Annotated in this window: 14 protein-coding genes; 2 read left to right on the top strand and 12 right to left on the bottom strand. The window is 46.9% G+C overall.

Features of this window, described 5'->3' with window-relative positions:
* Positions 1 to 3 precede the first annotated feature (3 nt).
* Genes DK188_RS02530 through DK188_RS02520 form a run of 3 tightly spaced genes read right to left on the bottom strand, consistent with a single transcriptional unit; the run spans position 4 to position 2551 of the window.
* Positions 4 to 795: an SDR family NAD(P)-dependent oxidoreductase gene (locus DK188_RS02530; RefSeq protein WP_111669201.1), complete on the bottom strand. Its 792-nt coding sequence runs from the start codon at positions 793 to 795 to the stop codon at positions 4 to 6.
* 1 nt (position 796) lies between these two features.
* A complete protein-coding gene (locus DK188_RS02525) occupies positions 797 to 1840 on the bottom strand; it encodes a zinc-binding dehydrogenase (protein WP_111669200.1) in 1044 nt (347 codons plus the stop codon).
* 3 nt (positions 1841 to 1843) lie between these two features.
* Positions 1844 to 2551 (bottom strand): orotidine 5'-phosphate decarboxylase / HUMPS family protein, encoded by a 708-nt coding sequence (locus tag DK188_RS02520; RefSeq protein WP_111669199.1) that lies wholly within the window; start codon positions 2549 to 2551, stop codon positions 1844 to 1846.
* Positions 2552 to 2724: 173 nt separating this feature from the next.
* Here DK188_RS02520 and DK188_RS02515 point away from each other — a divergent pair, with 173 nt between their 5' ends.
* The gene (locus tag DK188_RS02515; protein WP_111669198.1) at positions 2725 to 3753 is read left to right on the top strand and encodes a LacI family DNA-binding transcriptional regulator; all 1029 of its coding nucleotides are present in this window, start codon (positions 2725 to 2727) and stop codon (positions 3751 to 3753) included.
* A 15-nt stretch (positions 3754 to 3768) separates the two neighbouring features.
* On the opposite strand, the gene DK188_RS02510 is transcribed toward DK188_RS02515, so the two are convergent.
* The 5 genes from DK188_RS02510 to DK188_RS02490 form a co-directional block, all read right to left on the bottom strand.
* A complete protein-coding gene (locus DK188_RS02510) occupies positions 3769 to 5724 on the bottom strand; it encodes an alpha-amylase family glycosyl hydrolase (protein WP_111669197.1) in 1956 nt (651 codons plus the stop codon).
* Positions 5725 to 5756: 32 nt separating this feature from the next.
* Entirely contained in the window at positions 5757 to 7238 is a 1482-nt protein-coding gene (locus tag DK188_RS02505) for an MFS transporter (RefSeq protein WP_111669196.1), read from the bottom strand.
* Positions 7239 to 7463: 225 nt separating this feature from the next.
* On the bottom strand, positions 7464 to 8723 hold the full coding sequence (locus tag DK188_RS02500; RefSeq protein WP_232825641.1) for a hypothetical protein: 1260 nt from the start codon (positions 8721 to 8723) through the stop codon (positions 7464 to 7466).
* Positions 8724 to 8887: 164 nt separating this feature from the next.
* Positions 8888 to 9958 carry a dipeptidase gene (locus tag DK188_RS02495; protein WP_111669194.1) on the bottom strand — a complete coding sequence of 357 codons (1071 nt, stop codon included), beginning with the start codon at positions 9956 to 9958 and terminating at the stop codon, positions 8888 to 8890.
* A gap of 5 nt (positions 9959 to 9963) precedes the next feature.
* Entirely contained in the window at positions 9964 to 10674 is a 711-nt protein-coding gene (locus DK188_RS02490) for an SAM-dependent methyltransferase (RefSeq protein WP_111669193.1), read from the bottom strand.
* An 86-nt stretch (positions 10675 to 10760) separates the two neighbouring features.
* On the opposite strand from DK188_RS02490, the gene DK188_RS02485 reads away from it, so the two are divergent.
* Positions 10761 to 12098 (top strand): amidohydrolase family protein, encoded by a 1338-nt coding sequence (locus DK188_RS02485; RefSeq protein WP_111669192.1) that lies wholly within the window; start codon positions 10761 to 10763, stop codon positions 12096 to 12098.
* A gap of 77 nt (positions 12099 to 12175) precedes the next feature.
* On the opposite strand, the gene DK188_RS02480 is transcribed toward DK188_RS02485, so the two are convergent.
* The 4 genes from DK188_RS02480 to DK188_RS02465 all read right to left on the bottom strand — a co-directional run bounded on the left by DK188_RS02480 (position 12176) and on the right by DK188_RS02465 (position 16303).
* Positions 12176 to 12910, bottom strand: a complete 735-nt coding sequence (locus DK188_RS02480; RefSeq protein ID WP_111669191.1) for a 1-(5-phosphoribosyl)-5-[(5-phosphoribosylamino)methylideneamino]imidazole-4-carboxamide isomerase — start codon at positions 12908 to 12910, stop codon at positions 12176 to 12178.
* A gap of 164 nt (positions 12911 to 13074) precedes the next feature.
* Positions 13075 to 14076 (bottom strand): WD40/YVTN/BNR-like repeat-containing protein, encoded by a 1002-nt coding sequence (locus tag DK188_RS02475; RefSeq protein WP_111669190.1) that lies wholly within the window; start codon positions 14074 to 14076, stop codon positions 13075 to 13077.
* Positions 14073 to 14987, bottom strand: coding sequence for a hydroxypyruvate isomerase family protein (locus DK188_RS02470; RefSeq protein ID WP_111669189.1), 915 nt, complete (start codon positions 14985 to 14987; stop codon positions 14073 to 14075). Before DK188_RS02470 ends, DK188_RS02475 begins: the two co-directional genes overlap by 4 nt.
* A 2-nt stretch (positions 14988 to 14989) precedes the next feature.
* Entirely contained in the window at positions 14990 to 16303 is a 1314-nt protein-coding gene (locus DK188_RS02465; RefSeq protein ID WP_111669188.1) for a Gfo/Idh/MocA family protein, read from the bottom strand.
* Positions 16304 to 16307 lie beyond the last annotated feature (4 nt).

Raw genomic sequence — 16307 nt, 5'->3', positions numbered from 1 at the left:
AGCTTATTTAAAGGTTTTAGTGTCTTTTGGGAGATTGCGGCCGATCATCGGATGCTGTTCCAAAGTCAAGACTTGTCCGGATACTGGACCGCTTTCGTCAGAAAGCCAAAAAATACAGGCGGCAGCGATTTCTTCCGGCCAGAGAATTCTTCCCGAGGGAGCGATAATCGACGGTAACTCTTCATACCAAGTCTCGGATAGGCCGTGGAGCTTTTTCCGCTCTTTTTCCCGCTCGGTAAGTACCCAGCCCGGATTGATTTGATTGACACGGATGCCATATTCCCGCATCAGGGAGTCGCCCAGATTGCCTGTCAAAGTCATGATTGCACCTTTGGAAACAGAATAAGCAAGTAAGTTGGGCTCACCGCTCCAGGCATTGATCGAGCCAATATTAAGGACGCAGCCTCTGGATTTTATGAGTTCGGGAAGTGCTTTTTGAATCAGGAGAAAAGGCGCAACGGTATTGATGTCGAGTACTTTTTGAAAAAAAGCCCGATCGGTATTGTGGATATCGGAGGCGATGACCAAAGCAGCATTATTGACTACGGCATCGAGTTTCCCGAAAGTCTTCACTGCAAGATTTACCAGATTGTCAGGACAAGTTTCAGTGGTGATGTCTTCGCAATGAAATACGGCGTGTTCGGTTCCGATTTCGGCCAAGACCTCTTTGCCAAGGTCCTGCTCCAACCCATGAATGACCACTTTTGCACCTTCCGCTATGCAGCGTTTGGCGATGGCTTTGCCGATCCCAGTGGTACTTCCGGTGACGATGATGACTTTGTCTTTGAGTCGCATGTTAGACGGGTTTAAGTACTGCTTTAACAATTTGTCCGGTATGCATTTTTTCAAAAGCTTCATGCCATTCGGTAATTGGCCAAACGCCTCCGATGATCGGCTTGACATTCAATGCGCCACTAGCCAAGAGTGAAATCACTCGCTCCCAGATCGGCCAATTGTGACTGAAACTTCCCTGAAGCCGTACATTTTTCTGCACGATGGGATCGATTGAAAAATTCAAAGGCTGAGGACCCCAACCCACTTTCGTGATTTGACCATTTTGACGGACGAGTTTCATGGCAATTTTCAAAGTGCTGCTATGACCCGCTGCATCCACGATCAGATCAGCACCCAGACCATCCCGCTTTCTAGCCCAAGCCTCGGCGGCATCTTCTCCAATCAGCGGGTCACATCCATAGGCTATTCGCGCGATTTCCAATCGGCCGCGATCTCCTTCCAAACCCAGAATTGCAACTTCTGCTCCGCAAAGTCTGGCTACAGCCGCGCAAAGAATTCCAATTGTTCCAGGTCCTATTACTACCACCCTGTCACCCGGTTTGATATGGGAGTTCCCCACCAAGGCATTGAAAGCGACGCAGCAAGGTTCGGTCAGGCAGGCTTCTTCAAAAGATAGACTTTCTGGAACCGCGTGAAGACAACGAGCCGGAACTCGGACGAAGCGAGTCATTGCTCCATTTACGCCGTAGCCGAAACCTTTTCGCGTTGGGTCCAAATTGTAAAGCCCAACCTTGCTCATGGGATTTTGATTGTCGATCACGGCTGCGGTCTCGGAGACAACTCGATCCCCGACTTTCCAGCCAGAAACTCGATCTCCAATTGCTGCGATTTTTCCTCCAAACTCATGGCCCAAAACGACCGGATAATTCACCGGCCAACTGTGATCCGAAGTCCACTGATGGAGGTCACTGCCACAGACGCCGACATTTTCCACCTCGAGTAAAATATCTTCATCTCCAATATCAGGAATCGAGATTTCACGGATTTCGACGGAATGTTTTTTCTCCGAAAAATTGACTACTGCAGGTATTTTGATGCTGGACATGGGTTAGGATTTAGTAGGGAAAACAGTTTCTTGAGCATGAATTGCGGCGCAGATCATCCGAAGTGATTCTTCGAGATTGCCATCTGCCGTTTTGAAGGAATCTGCATCGATGGTCAATGGGGCGCCTAAAACTACAAGCGGTGCGCCATACTGAGGACATTTGATGGCTTGCTCTAGGGAGAGCCCTCCCACAGCCTGTACGGGAATATTCACCGCTTTCACCACCTCCCGAAGCTGATCGAGTGGGCTTGGCATCCGATGTCCAGCGGCTGCAATCCCTCTACGCTCGTCGTAACCGATGTGGTGTATGACATAGTCGCAACCCAAATCCTCCAAAAACCTGGCTCCTTCCACCATGTCAGGGCAGATCATATTATCACCCATGACCTCCACTCCGAAGTCTTTTCCGGCTTTGACCACGCATTTGATGGTTTCGGCATGCGCCCGTGCCATGACCACGACGTGAGTGGCTCCGGCTTTGGCCATCATTTCTGCTTCGAGGTAGCCACCGTCCATGGTTTTGAGATCGGCGACGATGGGGATTCCGGGAAATGCTTCCCTGAGTTTTCTAACTCCATGAAGACCTTCTGCTAAAATAAGCGGAGTCCCGGCTTCCAGCCAATCGACTCCAGCCCGGAGTGCCAAAGCAGCAGTTTCCAGTGCTTCGTCAATATTGGTCAGATCCAGGGAGATCTGTACAATAGGTTGCATAGTTTTTGGGTTATTGTTGTTTTGGGCATTTGAAACACCCTATGTTAAAGATAGACTTTTTTTAAAAATGGAACAGAGCAGACAATTCCCTGATTTTTTCTGGGTCTTTTTTGTATTTGAATTGTTAACTCTGCCTAAATCAAATAACTTATAAAACCCAAACTATCCTGTACATGTCTGAAAAGCGAAGAGTCACTCTAAAAGATATTGCGCTTGCGCTGAATCTCTCTCCCTCCACGGTTTCTCGTGCGTTAAATGGCTATCATTCAATTTCGGAAGAGACGATCAGACAGGTAAAGGAATATGCAGAAAAGCACAATTACGTTCCCAATACTTTGGCTGTCAATTTTCGTAAAAATCGAACTTCGCTCATTGGGTTGGTGGTCCCTCATATCGTCCATCATTTTTTCTCCACCACCATATCAGGTGTAATCGAAACTGCCAAAAAGCACGGCTATCATGTCCTCGTATCCCAATCCGGTGATGTGAAAGACGGGGAGATTTTTGCATGTCGTACCTTATTGGGAATCGGCGTGGACGGACTGGTGATCTCTGTGTCCAATGAGACCTTCGAAGCCGAGCACTTGCAGGACTTTTTGGACGAAGGGAAGCCCATTGTGCAGTTTGACAAAGTGACGGATCATATCCTTTCTCCCAAAGTGGTGGTTGATGATTTTGAAGGAGCCTATGAAGCTGTAAAAAATTTGATCTACAACGGATATCGGAAGATCGCCCACCTGAGTGGAAGGTTAGAAGTCAAAAATGCCCAAGGAAGGTATCAAGGTTATCGAAAAGCGCTTGAAGACCATGGACTGGAATATCGTGAAGAATGGGTAAAAGGCTGTTGGGATATCTTGGAGCAAGAAGGGTACGACTTCACCAAGGAACTCATGGAAAGTCCCAATCCACCAGATGCGATTTTTTGTATCACAGATTTAGTGGCATTGGGAGCTATGAAATACCTAAAATCTGCCGGGTACGATGTACCAAGACAAGTTGGTCTGATGGGGTTCAGCAATTGGATGCTTTCGGAATACATCTCGCCTAATCTCAGTTCTGTAGATCAGCATGGCTTTGAAATGGGGCGAAAGGCCACCGAAATGCTGATCGATTTGATAAAGAATCATGAAGTCGGAGAGGAACAGCTCGTGGAAATGAAAACAGAACTGATCGTAAGGCAATCCTCTCAAAAGCGCGATTGAAAGATGATGCAGCCTTTACTTTGGTTCCAAAATCACAAAACCATGCGGTGCTAAAATCAGATACTCATGATCAGGACCGATACGGTATTCGGTTTCTGCCCACATGTCTAGCAAAACCTCAGCTCCTTCCCCCTGCTCACGAAAGGCATACCAGGTCAGATATGCTGCCTGATCACTGAAATTATAAAGACAGTACACCCGTTCATTTCCTTTTCTCCGCACAAATCCTGCTATATGAATATTGTGTGGGCCCATCCAGGTGATATTGCTGAGATCGCTGAAAAGGTCTCGTTGCTTTCGGATCTGAAGCATTTTTTTCAGCGCTGAGAAAATCCTGTTTTCCACCGTCCCTTCAGTCTTCGCTTTCGCTACCTTCTCCCAATCGATTATCGGGCGATGCATCCATCGGTTGTCGTAGCTTTTACCAGGATCATTTTGGTAGCTGTAGTCATTGGTATAGCCGATTTCATCCCCATAAAACAGCATCGGCAATCCTCCCAAAAAGATGGAATGGGCCTGCATCATCAGGATTTTTTGGATGCTTTGGTCAATTCCAAGCGGGCTATTTTCGATCAATGCTTTTTCCAGACCACAGAGTGAAGCAAGCGTACCACTGATTCGCGCATCACCTGTTTTTGGGTTGGAGGAGAAAAGTGCACCTCGAGCCGGACTCATCCACTGCTCACCGGAGAAGGAATAGTATTCTTTCAAGAACTTGCGGTGCTGGTAGGGATCTTTCCCCGCCTGCGCAATCATGTAATCATCGTATCCCAAGCCGATGTCGTCATGGCAGCGGGTATACGTAATCCAGGATGTGCCGTAGGGTTTTTTGAGGATTTCGTGCTGTGCATTAAGCATGATCTGGGTTTCACCGGAAGCCAACATATCCCACTGGAGTGCCATTTGGGTAGCATTGTAGGCAAAATCACACTCTTGTGCGATAAATTCTCCCGTTCCGAAATAGTTCATGATTTCCTTTGGCGCGACGATCGCTTCCCCAAGTAAAGCCATCCCCGGCGTGGCCACTTGGACACATTGCTTGATCAGGCGGAGTAGCGTATGCGCTTCAGTAAGATTTTGAGAGCTGGTTCCTGTCTTTTTCCAGATAAATGCCGGCGCATCGATTCGAAGCAAATCGACTCCCAGATTTCCGTAGAAGAGGATATTTTCCATCATTTCACGGAAAACGATCGGGTTAGTGTAATTCAAATCCCACTGATAGGAGTGGAAAACCGTCATCACCCATTTGCCCATTTCTTCATTCCAAGTGAAGTTGCCTGGGGCGCTTTCTGGGAAAATATCAGGCATCGCTGCATCGAATTCATTCGGAATCCAGCGGTTGTCATAAGTGTAGAAAAAATCCTGGTAGTATGAATCCCCTGACTTAGCCTTTCTGGCCCATTCGTGGTGATGGGAAGTGTGATTGAGAACAATGTCCAGCATCAGATACATGCCTTGGTGGTGCATCTTTTTCCGAAGGGAAATCAACTCCTCCAGAGTCCCAAATCGCGCATCTACCTTACGAAAATCCGACACAGCATATCCCCCGTCACTTTCTCCGGCAGGACTTTCGAAAATCGGCATGATATGAAGGAAATTCACCCCCAAATCCTCTAAATACGGAAGCTTGTCAGGCATCGATTTCAGATGACCTGCGAAGCGATCCACGTACAAACTCATCCCTGCCAGCTCATTACTCAGGTACCAGATGCCATTTTTAGCTTTTTCCTGGTCCCGCTTAATTAAAGCCTTCTCCCGAGATTGATGACCTTGGACCAGACTGACGATCAATTGAAAAAACTGATCCTCTGCAGCAGGATGTGCACTGTAGATTTCTCCAAAAAGCCGGTGAATAAGAGGCAAATGATCAAAAAGGCGGGATTCAAAAGCTTTGTCAGCGCTTGTTTTCCCCAGCCTATTTTCTTTTAAAAGCTGGTTGATTTTATCGTTTATAAGTGATTCGGGATGCATTTCTGGGTACTTGTAATTTTTGATAGTTGCGATTAATGTCCTCCTGAGATGGGTGCGACTTCTGGATTGATTTGCTTGTTTTCTTGGATTCTTAAGGTGGCTGCTGCGGCGATTAGCAGCAAGACACCGGCGAAAGTAATGGCTTGGCCCGCGTCATTTTGTAGGAAAGTCTTGGAAATAAATCCAAATGTGATGGTCTGCAGAATCATTGGAATCACAATCATCATATTGATGATTCCCATATACACGCCATAGCGCTCTTTGGGGATTTCATTGACCACCAATAGATACGGAATCCCCATCATACTTGCCCAGGCTACCCCAAATCCCGTCATAGGAGCAAAGAGGAGGTATTTGTTTTCGATCATCGGGAAAATGATCAATCCGACACCTGCCATCACCAGACAGAAGAAGTGGACTTTTTTGGGACCAAATTTTCGGGCCAAGCCTACTAAAAAGAAGGCCGAAAGAAAGGTCACGATATTATACCAGCCATTGACTAGGCCTGTCCAACCTACAGCCTCCTCATACTTGGACGGATCACTCGCAGGTGTCGCATCCCATACCGAGAGAGCGATGCTTTTTGCCGCATTTTGCCAATAGCAAAAAAGCGCATACCATTGGAAAAGGTAAACTAAAGCAAGCTTCCACATCACAGAAGGCATCTGGATGATGGACTCGATGATCTCCAGATTTTGGGCAAAAAGGACTTTGGTTGTCGGGTTGTTTTCTGCCCAATGGATCGTTTTTCGAATCAGTTTTCTGTCAAAAATCGAAGGAATCAGCAGTAGGAAAAATACCAAATACGCAACTAGGGTCGTCAAAATCGATAGGAAAAACTGGATAGCCGGATGAGGCATGCCTTTATTTCGCTCCTTCAAAAGTGCCAATTCTTCAGCGGAAGGTGGGTATTCAGGCGTTTTGGACATACTCCAAAGCACCGAGGTGATCGAACAAATCGTCCCTAGGAAAAATGACGCATAGACCCACATCGGCAGCGAACCGATCATTCCTTTGAAGAAAATCTGAAATACGAAAAGTGAAATATTGGCCAGCGTGATGCCGAGGCCCGTGAAGAAGCTTTGGGTCAAGAAACCCTGTCCATATTGTTCCTCTGGGAGTGAGTCGGCTATCAATGCACGATAGGGCTCCATGGCGGTATTGTTAGCCGCGTCAAGGACCCAAAGCAAGCCTGCAGCCATCCATAATGTGCTGCTGAATGGATAGAAAAAGAGACAAATGCTACACATCAAAGCACCAATGAAAAAGTAGGGTTTCCTTCTGCCGAACCTATCGCTCCAGGTACTGTCACTCAGGGCGCCAATGATCGGCTGAATCAATAAGCCCGTCATCGGTCCTGCTAAGTTTAAAAGCGGGATCTCATCAGGTGCTGCACCGAGCATATCGTAGATAGGATTTACCGCGCTTTGCTGGAGTCCAAAGCTGTATTGAATCCCAAAAAAACCAACATTCATGTTGATGATCTGGGAAAAGGAGAGTTTGGGTTTTTGCATTGGGAATACTTTGGGTTTGGCCAAAAAGGGTTCAAAACCACTCTTTGGCCTGATAAATTACAAAGTTTAGGAATTGAAAAAAGGCCTCCAATTGCACATGAATTGGACCTTGGAGTAAAACCTGCTAGGAAATCGATTGATATTGTGAAAAATCTCCCGAAAAAAATAAAAAATAAAACTCCGAATTTTGGTTCGGAGTTTTGGATTTGGTTGGTGGGGGAGTATTTAGTTTTGAAGTCTTGCCTGAATCTCCTGAATCAAGCCATCGTATTTCTTGAGGATTCTTGCCCAATCTTCGAATTTCTCGTCGTCTTTGACCGTCACAGAATTTTTTCCATCCAAGAAAGCTTCCTGACTGACCAGCTTGACGGCATAGGTAATCTGATCGCTATTCCCTCCTGAGGATACGATCACCCGTGTACGGATAATGCTGGATTGGAAATTTTGTACTTGCCATGCTGTAGTGAGGTAGCCGGTATTGTAATCGACCGTTTCCAAAATGTCAAAATAGCCAGTGATGATCGAGCTGAGAATCTTCCAGGATTCTTCTGGAGCGATGCCTACTTTTACCGGAATGGTGATCCTGACATTTGCCAGATCTGAAGAGACAGACGAAGTATAAGCTTCATCTACTTGCATTTCAAGAAAATCTGCAACTGGTGGCTCTTGCATATTCGCCTGATTGCAGTAGTTTTTTACATATCGGATAAAACCATCTTTGCTGATTCTGACCTCTACGCAGGAATTCTTTGGCACCTTCAGGTCATAGTTTCCATTGCCCACTCGCTTGCCGGCGATCTCAATCGATGCATCATTTGGAGCTGTGGTGATTTTCACCAATCGATCTTCCAAGACAGCCTTATCACGTACCGGAGGTTCAGGATCACCTTCTTTGTTACACAGCACTTTTTCATAGTTCACAAAGCCATCCTTGGTGACAGATACGGTGACACAGTCTCCAAAGGGAACTCTAATATCCTGATTTCCTTTTCCGAGCAATATCCCATTGGCTGCAACTGAAGCATCGGCAGGCATGACTTCTAGTCGGATCTGCCTGTCCTTGAGGATAAAATGATCCTTCATCGGAGGCGTTTCTTTATCCGGCTGATTGTAGTAGACCTTGGTGGCAGTGGCAAAGCCGGGCTTTTTGACCTCTACTGTCAGGAAGCGGTCTTTTTGGATATAGAGGTAGATCGCTTTGGTTCCTATGACCCTTCCATCGACTAAGATCTCAGCATCAAAAGGCTCGGCAGTGATATCTACCTGTCTGGTAGTCAGAGAAATCCACTGCTCTTTATCCCATTTGAGGTCTTTGTTGTATTCTTTGATCACAGGCTGGTAGCCTGGCTTGGTGACTTTTACGCGGTTTTTGGAGTCTTTCTCCAGCTTTAATTCGACTGTGCCTGTCCCCAATTCTTGCTTGTCAGAGTCATCGTAATCATTCAGCAAAATAAATTTTGCATCAGAATGATCTGCGGTAAGCATGATTTTTTGAGAATAGGATGAAAAAGCAACAAGAGCGAAAAAGATTGAAATTGGTAAACGTTTGAAATTCATAGGTGATAATCAGCGTGGATAGTGTCGCAAATAATTGAATTGGGACTAATAAAACAAACCATTCTTATCAATATAATTCAATTATTATGTGATTATCCCCAGGCTTTCTTCAAAAAATTCAACCAATTCCCATGCATCACTTTTTGAACATCGGAATCTGAATAGCCCCGAAGGCGAAGCAATTCAGGTATTTTCTGTAGATCTGATATAGTTTCCAGATCTGCAGGACTCTGCTCTGTGCCAAATGCTCCATCCAAGTCAGAACCTATCCCGATGTGATTGGCGTTGCCTGCGACTTGGCAGATATGATCCAAATGATCCAAAACAGTTGAGATAGTGACGTTGCGCTCTTCGGGTGTACTTTTTCCCCGCACCCAACCCGGACTGAGCATCCAGGCATCAAATGCCCCTCCGATTACAGCTCCACGGTCTACCAGTGCTTTGATCATTTCATCTGAAAATTGCCGATTGTGATCGACGAGCGCTCGGCAGTTGTTGTGACTGGCCCAAACGGGACCTTGGTAAATCTCCAAAGCATCCCAAAACGCCAAATCACAGAGATGTGTCGCATCGAGAATGATCCCCAGTTGGTCCATTTTCTTCACCAACTCTTTTCCCTGCTGACTCAAGGGCGCGGAAGAATCGGTACCAAAAGCATATCTCCCTGGGCCATAATGTGCCGGACCTAAGGCGCGGAGACCGCTTTCGTAGGCTTTCTCCAGATAATCGAGATTCACGATCGAGTCAGCACCCTCCAGTGAAAGGATAAATCCCACTGGCATTTGGCTTTTGTCCTCACTTAGGTTCCAGTGAGCCAAGTGCGCTTCCAACTCATTCCAATCCCGGATTTGGGTCATTTCTCGCTTTTCTACCATGGCACGATACCAAGCCAATTGTCCCTGAGTCTGAGCCCAAGCCTGCTCTGGAGAATGCCAACCCGGAAGGGGATTTTCCGGCGCCACAAAGCGAGCAATCTGTGTCGCGACGACCAGACCGATGTTTCCTTTGCGCAGCTCAGGTAGTGAAACGGTTGAATTTCCCCGATCAGGTTTGTCGAACAGACCTTTTTCCCGGGCATTGATTTCTGAGACCGGTCTGGTCAGATCCCGATTCCATTCGAGGGCATTCATACTTAGGTCGAGGTGCGCGTCTATCGTAAACATGGCTATTAGAAGGATTGGAGAACAAAAACGGTTGGGATTTTATGAAGATCAAGAGGGAAATTTTTCCATTCGGAGATGGTTTTAGTCTGGACCAATTCGTCTGCTGCGGTCAGATTTTTTGCGATGCAGAGCTTGGTATTTCCTGAAAGGGTACCCAAGACTTCTTCGAGCATCTGATTGTTCCGAAAGGGAGTTTCCATAAAAATCTGGGCCCGCTTTTCCCGAAGGGATTCGGACTCCAATTTTCTCAATGCCGCAGCTCGTTCTTTTTTATCTATGGGCAAATATCCATGAAAAGCAAAAGACTGCCCTGAAAATCCAGACCCCATCAGTGCCAAAAACATGGAACTCGGCCCTGAAATCGGGACGACTTGAATTCCCTTTTGGTGAGCATAGGCGACTGCCAAGGATCCCGGGTCGGCGATTCCCGGACAGCCCGCTTCGGAAATTACGCCGATATCGGCCCCGTTCATTAGGGGCTGCATGAGTCGGTTGATGGATTCTGGCGGAGTTCCTTTGTCTAACACCTCCATGTGCACTTCTTCCAGATTCACTCCAAGCTTCAGGCTGGAGATATAGCGACGGGCAGAGCGGGGATTTTCGACCAAAAAGATCTTGGTATGCGCGATGACTTCTTGTACTTGGGGCGAAATCACCCAATGTGCCGTATTATCGGCGAGGACATTGGGGATTAAGAAAAGTTTTCCTTTGGGCATTTTTGCAAACTTGGAATGAGGGCGAAAGTTAAAATTTAAAGCCCAAATTCATTACCTTTTAAAATCATATCAAAGCCATTAATCCTATGAATCTTCAGAAATACACCCTCTTGTTTTTCTTCTTTTTGATAACCTCCCATTCCTTTTCCCAAAATCTCAAAGCCCTTGTCGGTGGCACCCTGATCGACGGTTTTGGAGGTACACCGATTCGTAACTCGGTCATTATTGTCGAAGGAGAGCGGATCAAAGCTATCGGCCAAGTGGGAAGTTTGGCAATTCCCGCCGGTGCAGAGATTATTTCTACCGAGGGAATGAGCGTTCTTCCAGGCCTTTGGGACATGCACGTGCACCTCATGCTCAATGGACACAGCGACTACACCCACTGGGACAGCACCTATATCGATGTGTTTGAGTCGGTGATCATGCCTTCTTCTGCGCATCAACTGTTGATGGCAGGAGTGACCAGTGCCAGAGATTTGGGAGCGCCTTTAGAAGCTAGCATTAACGTTCGCAACCGGATCAACAAGGGTGAAATTCCCGGCCCGACGATCTATGTGTCTGGTCCTTTTATCCAAAAAGCTCCTTATCCCAATACCGAAGCTTTCCGCTGGGGAGTGAATGGGGCCGCCGATGCCCGGGCCAAAGTCAAAAAACTAATCGACGCAGGAGTTGATGTGATCAAGCTGATCGATCAGGATCAGATGACCTTGGAGGAAGCCCAAGCCGTGGTAGATGAAGCGCACAAGTACGGTAAAATGGTCGTAGGTCACTCTCACCGCCCTGACGAAATCCGCATCGGACTTCAGATAGGCGTGGACAACTTTGAGCATACAGGCCTGAGTTCTGCTCCGGAATATCCCGAAGACATCATGCGGATGATGAAAGAGCGGGCAGCCAAAATGAACCTTGGTCCACTCTTCTGGACACCGACTGTGGAGGGACTCTTCAATTACGAATACGTACGCGACAATCCCGAAAAGCTGGACGACACGTCATGGCACTTGGGTTTGCCGGATTCGATTATTAGGGATATCCGTGCTTCGCTACGCTTTCCGGGAAGGATGTCTTACTTCCAGTTGACTCCGGTGAGAAAGCCCACTCTGGATCGAAAGTTTGCGCAATTGAAAGAAAGCGGCGTGGTGATGCTCGTGGGTACGGACAGCGGCATTCCCATGAAGTTTCACAGCCAAAGCACCTGGAACGAACTCGATGTTTGGGTCAATCATTTTGGCATGGATCCACTCCTGACAATCAAAGCTGCGACCTACTGGCCTGCGGTGGCCATGAAAGTAGATAAGGATTACGGAACGATCTCTGAAGGAAAATACGCCGACATCATCGCCGTGCGTGGGGACGTCCTTCGCTACATCAACCTGCTACAGGATGTGGATCTGGTGATGAAGCATGGGAAACAGGTGAAGTAATTCCAATCTTTTGACTAGAACTTTCAAGTTGCTTTCCAGAATTGACATAAAAAAAGAGGCAATTGCCTCTTTTTTTTTTAGGACTCCTGAAGAAATTTCTCCAGGTCGCCGATGCTTATCTTGCCTTCATAGTATGCCCGTCCAAAAACAGCTGCTGCTAGGCCGAGGTCACGGATTTTTTTGAAATCGTCAATACCCCTTACCCCACCTGAGGCGGCAATATGGATGGAGGGGAATTTCTCCATAATTTCTTTGTAAAGCCCAAAATTTGGTCCTTCCATCACTCCATCTCGGGTCACATCTGAGCATTTCAAATACTTCAAACCTCGATCATAGAAAAATTCGATGTGATCAAACAAATCGATTTCTGTCTTTTTGAGCCAACCTTTGATTTTGATTTTATGATCCGCAGGATTAATATCCGCAGCCAGATTGATTTTTTCACGACCGTAGGATAGAATAAATTGAGCAAATCGCTCCGGATGGTTGGCTGCAGCAGAAGCGATGGTGACCGTTTTGGCTCCAAACTCAAAACACTTGATCACATCTCCGTCTGTAGAAATACCTCCGGTAAAGTCTACCAAAAGGTCAGTATATCCAGCAATGGCTTCCAAGATGTGGTAGTTTTTGGGCTCTCCACGTCTGGCCCCATCCAAGTCTACCAAATGCAGACGCTTGATACCGATGCCTTCAAAAGTTTGGGCAATCTCAAGAGGATTGTTGGAAATCACTTCCTGAGTCGCAAAATCGCCTCTTTTCAACCGGACACATTTTCCGTCAATTATCCAAATGGAGGGGATTATTTCAAACATGGGTGATACGATTCGTCAGTTTTTGGATTGTATTCGAGCTAATTTCTCGGATAAATATACTACTGAGCGGTGGTATAAAAAGCAGGGAAAGCCAAAACTTTAAATTTTCAGAAAAGATCAAGCGGAAATTATGAAACTTAACTAATGCTAGCCTTAATTTTTTATCAATGTTTCAAAAGCCCGATCCTTCCCTGTCCACCCGACGCCCAAACTGATTTCTGATCCGGTGAAATCCTGACAGCATGATACCCTACCGAGGAAAAATTAACCCAAGTCATTCCATTGTCTTTTGATAAATCCGAGCCAGAAGGGCCCACAGCAAGGGTTAGTTTTTTAATGGGCAAAAAGGCAATTCCAGACCGATAGCCCAGTGGGGATTCTTTAGGTAGTTGGATGGATTTACCATTTATCCGAAATGCATTTTTCTCCCTAAAATCAAGTTTGGTGTAATCTCCTCCTACAGCAATCACCCCTTTACCTGCCTCCACAAGTGCAAAAATTCCTTGTGAAGCTTCTCCCTGCAAAATAGGGGTTCTTGTTTTTTTCCAGCTTTCACTTTGGAAATCATACTGATGAAGATTTGAAACAGCACCTCCTGTACCAAATAACAGTCCTTTTTTTGTCACAATCATCGATGAGGCACTTGCAGCAAAAGCTGCTTCTCCCACTTCGGCAGCAGGCAAATTTTCCAATGATTTCCAGCTTTTACCTCCATCTGAGGTCTCCAAGATCATCCATTTTCCGCCGACGGGATCGCCGATGATAAAGCCTTTGCTTTCGTTTAGGAAGGTAATCCCGTCAAAAAATGCTTCTGGACCTTCTTGGTGGACTTTTTCCCAAGATTGGCCTCCATTCACCGTTCTGTAAATGACAGCTGGCTGACCGGCAGAAGCAACTACAGCGGTATTTTCATCAAAAGCATGAATCGAACGAAAATCCACCGTATCCAATCCAGCAATCACTCCAGTCTCCCAAGTCTCACCTCCATCGGTGGTCTTGAGCCAGGTTCCACCGCTTCCGCTTGCCCAGCAAATCCTGTCCGAAACGGGTGAAAGCCCCCTCAGGGAGGCTTTCACAGGTGTTTCTAGTTCTTTCCATTGGATTGTTTGGGCATGGCAAAAATTTGCCCAAATCAGTCCAATCATCAAAAGAAGCTTTAGCTTCATACAATATCCACTTTTCTGTAGGCCTCGATCAGGGCTTTTTCTCCCTCGACACCCGGTAGCGCATTCCCATGCTCCATACCCATGACGCCATTAAATCCTTTGGAATGAATGTACTTGAAAACATTCCCGTAATGAATCTCTCCGGTGCCCGGTTCTTTTCTTCCCGGATTATCTCCGATCTGGATGTAAGCGATTTCACTCCAAGTCTTCTCCATCGTCGCGATTAGGTTTCCTTCGTTACGCTGCATGTGGTAGATGTCGTAGAGGATCTTGCAGCTCGGACTATCCACTGCTTTGCAGATCATGTACGTCTGGTCTGCATGGCGAAGAAAAAGATCCGGATTATCACTCAACGGCTCCAACACCATGGTCAAGCCAGCAGGCTCCAGTATTTCAGCACCCCGTTTCAAGGCTTCGATGACGTTTCCAGTCTGCACACCCATGGGGAGATTCCGCTCAAAATACCCCGGAACAACCGTTGCCCATTTGGCTCCAACCCGCTTGGCTACCTCCACAGATTCCCGGCAGGTTTTCAGGAACACGTCCAAAAATTCCTGCTTGCCTGTAGTCAGAGATACTTTCCAGTTGTCGCCGCCATCAATGACAAAGACGCCCATTCGCATGCCAAGGTCATTGAGCGTTTTTCCGATCAACTCCTGATCTGCTACTGATCTTTTGAGCATCCCATTATCTTCCAAAGAACGGAATCCCTGATCTGCCATGAATTTCAGCTCGTCGACGATTCCTCCCGGGGCAGAATTTCTAAACATCCCGAAATGCGGTGCAAAGTCCATATTGAACGTGGGAGCCTTCACTTTTTCTCCTGCTATTGCCGGAATACTCATCGCGCCAGTTGCTCCTAGAATGGCGCTTCCCAAGCCCATCCGTTTGATAAATCCTCTTCTTTCCATGATTACACCACTTTAGATTTACCCGGAATTGCATGTGGATAATATCCATCATCGCCAGGAAGGATCTTTGGCATGGCATCCCATGCTAATGTATCTGGGAACAAATCAATCGATCCATTTAGCGCTTCATCCCAAGTCAACACTTTGCCGGAATAGGTGGCATAGCGGCCCATAATGGCTGTCATAGTGGATTTCGCAGCGTTTTCGGCATCAGCAAACTTGTATTCGCCTTTGACCAAAGTGGCCCAAAGCTCATCGTGCTCTTGCTGGTACGGATTTGGTTGATTTTCCCGATCATGGGTGTAGATGGGATTGCCTTTCCAATCGGTCATCACGCCGTGATTTCCTGCACTTAGAAATACTTTTCCTTTGGTTCCTTGGAAGGTTTCATCGACACGGTTTGCGGCACCCGGGAAATGACGACACTCCGAATGGATCACTGACCCATCCGCATAGGTGAAAGTCAGGACGTGGTGATCAAAAATTTCTCCATGGTCTTTGCCTGTGCGGACAGCTCGCCCACCTGTTCCCTCTGCTTTGACTGGGTAAGCGTTTTTAGCCCAGTTGGCGATATCAATATTGTGCACATGCTGCTCTACGATATGATCTCCGCAGAGCCAGTTGAAGTAATACCAATTTCGCATCTGGTATTCCATCTCGGTCTGCTCGGGCTTCCGCTCGCGCACCCAAACTCCTCCATCGTTCCAGTACACCTGTCCACCAATGATTTCTCCGAGGTCACCATTGTGCACCCGCTTCATCACCTCCCGATAGTTATTCTGATAGTGACGCTGCAGACCTACCACCACATTCAATTTTTTGGCCTTGGCAACTTCGGCTGCTGCCAACACCTTTCGGATACCTGCTGCGTCTGTAGCCATCGGCTTTTCAGCAAAAATCTGCTTCCCCTGGTTCACCGCCTCTTCAAAATGGGAGGGACGGAAGCCTGGAGGTGCGGCCAGAATGACTACATCTGCCTCTGCCATGGCTTTCTTATACCCATCAAATCCTACAAAACGTTTTTCTACAGGTACATCCACTTTGTCTTTGCCATACTTGTCAAAAATCGCCTTGTAGCTATTGTCCAATCGATCTTGAAATGCATCCGCCATTGCAACGAGTTTGATCGGATGTCCTGTCTCAAAAGCCTGAAATACTGCGCCTGTTCCCCGGCCGCCACAGCCGATTACTGCCAGTTTCAATTCATTGGCAGGAGCAGCATATGCCCCTGGAACGATAAATGAAGGGGCCAATATCCCACCTGTGACGAGGGCGGAGGTCTTGATAAAATCCCTTCTGGAATTCAAGTTTTTCATAGAT

This window comes from Algoriphagus litoralis (assembly GCF_003259255.1).
GTDB classification, from domain to species: Bacteria; Bacteroidota; Bacteroidia; order Cytophagales; family Cyclobacteriaceae; genus Algoriphagus; species Algoriphagus litoralis.
Note: the sequence above shows the minus strand (reverse complement) of the source record. Positions and strands in the feature narration are given on the sequence as shown.

What these genes read in the sequence shown, in the direction of transcription:
- DK188_RS02520 (WP_111669199.1), bottom strand. Translation starts at nt 2,551, where the DNA reads ATGCAACCTATTGTACAGATCTCCCTGGATCTGACCAATATTGACGAA.
- DK188_RS02525 (WP_111669200.1), bottom strand. Translation starts at nt 1,840, where the DNA reads ATGTCCAGCATCAAAATACCTGCAGTAGTCAATTTTTCGGAGAAAAAA.
- DK188_RS02480 (WP_111669191.1), bottom strand. Translation starts at nt 12,910, where the DNA reads ATGTTTGAAATAATCCCCTCCATTTGGATAATTGACGGAAAATGTGTC.
- DK188_RS02500 (WP_232825641.1), bottom strand. Translation starts at nt 8,723, where the DNA reads ATGCTTACCGCAGATCATTCTGATGCAAAATTTATTTTGCTGAATGAT.
- DK188_RS02485 (WP_111669192.1), top strand. Translation starts at nt 10,761, where the DNA reads ATGAATCTTCAGAAATACACCCTCTTGTTTTTCTTCTTTTTGATAACC.
- DK188_RS02515 (WP_111669198.1), top strand. Translation starts at nt 2,725, where the DNA reads ATGTCTGAAAAGCGAAGAGTCACTCTAAAAGATATTGCGCTTGCGCTG.
- DK188_RS02465 (WP_111669188.1), bottom strand. Translation starts at nt 16,303, where the DNA reads ATGAAAAACTTGAATTCCAGAAGGGATTTTATCAAGACCTCCGCCCTC.
- DK188_RS02530 (WP_111669201.1), bottom strand. Translation starts at nt 795, where the DNA reads ATGCGACTCAAAGACAAAGTCATCATCGTCACCGGAAGTACCACTGGG.
- DK188_RS02475 (WP_111669190.1), bottom strand. Translation starts at nt 14,076, where the DNA reads ATGAAGCTAAAGCTTCTTTTGATGATTGGACTGATTTGGGCAAATTTT.
- DK188_RS02505 (WP_111669196.1), bottom strand. Translation starts at nt 7,238, where the DNA reads ATGCAAAAACCCAAACTCTCCTTTTCCCAGATCATCAACATGAATGTT.
- DK188_RS02510 (WP_111669197.1), bottom strand. Translation starts at nt 5,724, where the DNA reads ATGCATCCCGAATCACTTATAAACGATAAAATCAACCAGCTTTTAAAA.
- DK188_RS02490 (WP_111669193.1), bottom strand. Translation starts at nt 10,674, where the DNA reads ATGCCCAAAGGAAAACTTTTCTTAATCCCCAATGTCCTCGCCGATAAT.
- DK188_RS02495 (WP_111669194.1), bottom strand. Translation starts at nt 9,958, where the DNA reads ATGTTTACGATAGACGCGCACCTCGACCTAAGTATGAATGCCCTCGAA.
- DK188_RS02470 (WP_111669189.1), bottom strand. Translation starts at nt 14,987, where the DNA reads ATGGAAAGAAGAGGATTTATCAAACGGATGGGCTTGGGAAGCGCCATT.